The organism is Mycobacterium sp. (assembly GCF_049585075.1).
In the GTDB taxonomy this organism is placed as follows: domain Bacteria; phylum Actinomycetota; class Actinomycetes; order Mycobacteriales; family Mycobacteriaceae; genus Mycobacterium.
The window spans coordinates 1-4,855 of sequence record NZ_JBAUZA010000361.1 but is presented as its reverse complement, the minus strand read 5'-3'; the positions used below and the strand labels follow the sequence as shown (position 1 = coordinate 4,855).

The following is a 4,855-nucleotide window of genomic DNA, read 5'->3' as shown; positions in this document are numbered from 1 at the left end:
CGTCGGGGGTGGCGGGGATCCGCCAATGTCGTAGTCGGAGTACTCCGCGGAATGACGTGACCGCGCGCGCGGTGCGGGCTCTCGCCCGGCCTCGGATTCGCCGGTCTGGGCGGCCGGCGCGGTGGCGCTGGAATGCCTGCCCCGGCGCTGAACCGGCGGCGCAGTCGGCAGCGGATCGTTGTCGCGGGACGGGGCATTGTCGTACTTCCACGGCCCGTCGCCGGTGCTTTCGGCCGATTCGGTAGTCCAGTTGCTGCCAGGTGCTCCTGGAGGCAGCCATTCGCCTTCTGAGCTGACCGGTTGCCAACCGACCGGCGTTTCTTCACGGCGCCGCCCCTCGGCAGGGGTCGACCACTCGGGCCGCTGCTGCTCAGGTGGTGGTCCGGGCGGCGCCGGTGGGGGTACAAACCGCGGCTCGGGGTGCAACGGCGCCTCCTGCCGCCGGTGGGAACGGCGTGCGGGTTGGGGTTCGTGCTGTCCAACCGACGTCGCGGCCCACCCGTTGGCCTCCGACGTTTGCTCCGGTCGAGCCCAGCCACGACCCTCAGGCTGCCGCTCGTCCCTGTTCACCGGCGGGGCCCAACCTGTCGGCGGCGTCGGCTCGTCCCGCTGGGCTTGCGCAGCTTGCTCACCGCGGCGCCGATGTGTGCCCTGGTCGGCTTCTGCCATCTCATACGGATCGGCGGCGCGGTTTGCCCTGGAGGCCTCCTGAGCGGCGGGCTGGTAGTCGTACGCCGCCGGCTGGTAACTGTCCGCGGCCGGATGGCGCGGCGGCGGGACCAGCGGTTCCTCCGGCACGTCGATGATCGAGCTGTCGTCCACCCGCCGAGGCTCTTCGGCACGCACCGAGGTGACGCGATTGACCCGCTCGCGAGCGCTTTCGTGTTCCCGATCCCAGTCGCTGTAGCCGCGCACAGTCCTGCGCTCGGTCTCCAGTGCCGGCCGCTCGCTGAGTTCGGCGTCGAACAAGATCTCCAGATTGGTGCGCAGCGCGGCCAATTCGGCCCGCAACGCCGAGACCTCATCAGCAGAGTGAGCGCGCAATTCGCTGGCCAGCTCGCGACGCAGCTGAGACTCCACGGTCAGTTCGTACTCGCGGCGGGCCGAGATTTCGCGGTCCAGTTGCAAGTCGTAAACCAGCTTCAGGTCGCGCGCACGGGCCTGATCGACGTCGCTTTGGCGACGGTAGATCACCGACACGAAAGCAGCGACGACGGCAGCCCACAGAGCCAGGATCACGGCGAGCTTGAGAAGCTCCACCCGGTTGGTGAAAACCAGCGCAGAACTGGCGCCGATTGCGAGCACCAGCAACGCCGTGAGCAGTACCCAACCCGGTCTGCGGCCGCCGCGCCGAACCCGGGCGCCGCGGGACAGATCGGTCATGGCCCGACTGTACCGGCCCGAGGTCACAGAGCGTGTCGCCGCTCTCCGGCGATTCTTACCTGGACTAATCGCCCATCACCGAGCTGGGCTAATTTTCCGGACCCTCGCCGTGCTCAGTTGGATCCTGTGGCGACTTGCAGCAATGTTGCAGCCACAGCGCAGCAACCACCAAAGCCAGCGCGCTGACGGCCGCTACCGCCGTGCCGGCAGTGTCTTCGCCAGCCACCCTCAGCCACGACCGCCGCGGCAACAAGTACACCAGGACGCCGACCCACCAACCCAGCGCCAACGCGCCCACCCATGCGGAGGCTTTGGCGATGACCAGGCTGCGAGCCACCGACAGTGGATGCAGCCAGCCGGGGCCGTCACCGATCTCGCCGTCGCTGATCTTGGTCCGGACATAACGCCCCCACACGGCCTCGGCGACGCCGACGACACCCAGTGACAGACCCGTCCAGATGGTAATCGGCGGAAACCATCGGTAGAGCAACATGACCAGCAGGTATCCAGCCACCGCAGTGCCGATCACCGCAGCCGTCAAATCACGTTTCTTGGTCGGCCCCATCAGGTTTCGGTGTCTTCGCCTCGCGGTTGGAGCACCAGTCCGGTCAGCTGCACACCGGCGCGGTCGGCCGCATCCAGCTGGGCGAGCAACTTTGCGACGGACTGCTTTCCGCCGGCCACCGTCAGCTCCGCGGCCGGGTCGACTGCCAGCCAAGGAATCATCACAAAGGCCCGCAGATGAGCCAGCGGGTGCGGCAACGTCAGACCATCGTCCAACGACACCATTTCGGTATCTCCGGCCGGCGATATCTCGTGGCAGCTGATCAAATCCACATCGAGAGTGCGTGGGCCCCAACGCTGTCCGCGAACTCGATCGGCCGCCTGCTCCATCTCCTGGGCGCAGCGCAACCAACCATGTCCGTCGAGCCTCGTGTCCTCGGCGATCACCACCGCGTTGAGAAACGGGCCCTGCTCGACACCGCCCCATGCCGCGGTCTCATAAACCGGAGAGACCGCTCGCACCGCGTCGCCCAGCCGGTCTAGCACCGATTGCAGCCGGGCCAACCGGTCACCGATGTTGGATCCGATCGACAGCACCACCTGCGTCATTGGCGCCGCTCCTCCTCATCGCAAGACTCTGTATCGTCGCCGGCGCGCGTCATACGCTCCCTCCCGCTGGAACTACCGATCCCCGGCCCCCACGCCGCGACCGTCGGGCCACCACAGCCACATCGCCGAAGGTCTGCGGAATCGGAGCCTGTGGCTTGTGCAGCGTCACCTCGACGGCGTGGACCCGCCGGTCTTTCATCACGTCTTCGGCGATCTCCCCAGCGACCGTCTCGATTAACTTACGGGGCGGCCCGGCGATGACAGCGGCAGCCCGATCAGCCAGAACGCCGTAGTCGTAGGTGTCTGCCAAGTCGTCACTGGCCGCGGCGTCGACTAGGTCGATCCAGACCGTGATGTCGACGACGAAATCTTGACCGTCGGCGCGCTCATGGTCGAACACCCCGTGTCTGCCGCGAACTGTCAAGCCGCGCAGCTCAATTCGGTCAGCCATCAGATCCGACCGCCCCCGCTTGTGTCCACGCGTCGACGACGCGCAACGCATCGACCGAGGCCCGTACATCGTGCACCCGCACCCCCCAGACACCGTGCAGCGCCGACAACGCCGACACCACCGCAGTAGCTGTTTCCCGCCCGCCGGGTGGCCGCACCGCACCATCGGGACCAGCCAACAACGACCCAAGAAACCGTTTCCGCGACGCCCCGACCAGAACCGGTACACCGGAGGCCACCAGCTCGGGCAACGCGTGCAGCAACGCCCAATTATGTTGGCCGGTCTTGGCGAACCCAAGACCGGGATCGATGATCAGCTTGTCCGGTTCAACGCCCGCGGCAACCGCCTCGTCGACGCTGGCGAGCAGCTCGGCGCGCACTTCGGCCACCACATCGCGGTAGCGGGGTACCCCGTGCGGACGGTCGGCCGATACCGATCGCCAGTGCATCAAGACCCAAGGCACCCCGGCCTCGACGAGCAGACCGGCCATGCCCGCATCGGCGCGTCCGCCCGACACGTCATTGACCATTTGGGCGCCATTTTCCAGGGCCGCCCGTGCCACGCCGGCGTGCATGGTGTCGATGCTGACCGTGATGCCTTGTGACGCCAACTCTTTGACGACAGGCACGACGCGGGCAGTCTCCACCGCAGGGTCGATTCGGACCGCGCCGGGCCGGGTCGACTCTCCGCCGACGTCGATGATCGCCGCGCCGTCAGCGACCAACGCCAGCCCGTGCTCAACGGCGCGGTCAGCGTCCAGGTAATGCCCGCCATCCGAGAACGAGTCGTCGGTGACGTTCACCACCCCCATGACTTTGACCCGCGTGGTGCTCACTTGCGCAAGATGAGTTCGAGCGCCTCAGCTCGAGATGCGTTGTCGGACTTGAATTGTCCACGCACCGCCGACGTCGTGGTAACAGCTCCGGGCTTACGGACACCCCGCATTGACATGCACAGGTGTTCGGCTTCGATCACGACGATGACCCCGCGAGGATCGAGTTTGCGCATCAGGGCATCGGCGATCTGGGCGGTCAGCCGCTCCTGCACCTGGGGCCGCTTTGCGTACAGGTCGACTAGCCGCGCAATCTTGGACAATCCGGTGACCCGGCCGTCGCGACCGGGAATGTACCCCACGTGCGCCACACCGTGAAACGCCACCAAATGGTGTTCGCAGGTGGAGTAAAGCGGGATCTGGTTGATCATCACCAACTCGTCGTGCTGCTCGTCGAAGGTGGTGTCCAGCACGGCATCGGGATCGGTGTAGAGCCCGGCGAACATCTCCCGGTAACTGCGGGCGACGCGAGCGGGCGTGTCCATCAGACCGTGTCGATCCGGGTCTTCTCCAAGCGCATACAGCAGTTCGCGGACCGCGGCCTCGGCACGCGCCTGGTCAAAGACTGGGGTGCTCAGAGTTGCGATTCGGGAATTCGGCTGTGCCTCTAAAGCCATGGGTGCCCCGTTCGTTCAGCCGTGCGCCGACGGGTTGGACGGGCTCGGGTCGCTGCCGGGGGGGTCGACAGGTTGGCCGGACTCCGGTGCGGGTGCACCAGGCGGCGGATACGGCGGATAGGGCTGAGCATGCGAACCCGCGTAGTTGTGCGGTGGCTGCGGCCAGTGTGGTGGTGGCGGCGGCGGGGATGGCGGCGGGTACCAGTAGCCGGGCGGCTGTTGGGCGTGCTGCGGCGGTGGCCAAACGGGCGCGTGCCAGCCCGCCGGTGCACCGTAGTCCGGTTGCGTCGAGTGCTGCGATGCAGAGCCTGGAACTCCGACGGGGGCCCCGGGTGCACCGTGAGAACCGTTGGCGCCGTTGGTGCCTCGATCGGCCTCGGCCTGCGCCGCATCCCGTGCCGCCGCCGCGATGGCGGCCTTGAAGGCAGGTTCGGGCGATGGCTTGGGCCACGGCTCGCC

At 67.3% G+C, this 4,855-nt stretch carries 6 protein-coding genes and 1 pseudogene; all 7 read right to left on the bottom strand.

Annotated elements, in window-relative coordinates; translation table 11 throughout:
* Positions 1-1,383, bottom strand: a 1,383-nt coding sequence (locus WB785_RS16940) for a DUF6779 domain-containing protein (RefSeq protein ID WP_424080467.1), incomplete at its 3' end; no start/stop codon positions are given.
* A gap of 88 nt (positions 1,384-1,471) precedes the next feature.
* The gene (locus WB785_RS16935) at positions 1,472-1,948 is read right to left on the bottom strand and encodes a DUF3180 domain-containing protein (protein ID WP_424080466.1); all 477 of its coding nucleotides are present in this window, start codon (positions 1,946-1,948) and stop codon (positions 1,472-1,474) included.
* Positions 1,948-2,496: a 2-amino-4-hydroxy-6-hydroxymethyldihydropteridine diphosphokinase gene (folK, locus tag WB785_RS16930; protein WP_424080465.1), complete on the bottom strand. Its 549-nt coding sequence runs from the start codon at positions 2,494-2,496 to the stop codon at positions 1,948-1,950. The genes WB785_RS16935 and folK overlap by 1 nt, the downstream gene beginning before the upstream one ends.
* Positions 2,497-2,545: 49 nt before the next feature.
* The gene (gene folB / locus WB785_RS16925) at positions 2,546-2,947 is read right to left on the bottom strand and encodes a dihydroneopterin aldolase (protein ID WP_424080464.1); all 402 of its coding nucleotides are present in this window, start codon (positions 2,945-2,947) and stop codon (positions 2,546-2,548) included.
* Positions 2,940-3,758: a dihydropteroate synthase gene (gene folP / locus WB785_RS16920; RefSeq protein ID WP_424080468.1), complete on the bottom strand. Its 819-nt coding sequence runs from the start codon at positions 3,756-3,758 to the stop codon at positions 2,940-2,942. Before folP ends, folB begins: the two co-directional genes overlap by 8 nt.
* A 20-nt stretch (positions 3,759-3,778) precedes the next feature.
* Positions 3,779-4,396 carry a GTP cyclohydrolase I FolE gene (folE, locus tag WB785_RS16915; RefSeq protein ID WP_424080463.1) on the bottom strand — a complete coding sequence of 206 codons (618 nt, stop codon included), beginning with the start codon at positions 4,394-4,396 and terminating at the stop codon, positions 3,779-3,781.
* Positions 4,397-4,411: 15 nt separating this feature from the next.
* Positions 4,412-4,855 (bottom strand): annotated as a pseudogene (locus WB785_RS16910) (ATP-dependent zinc metalloprotease FtsH); the annotation flags it as partial.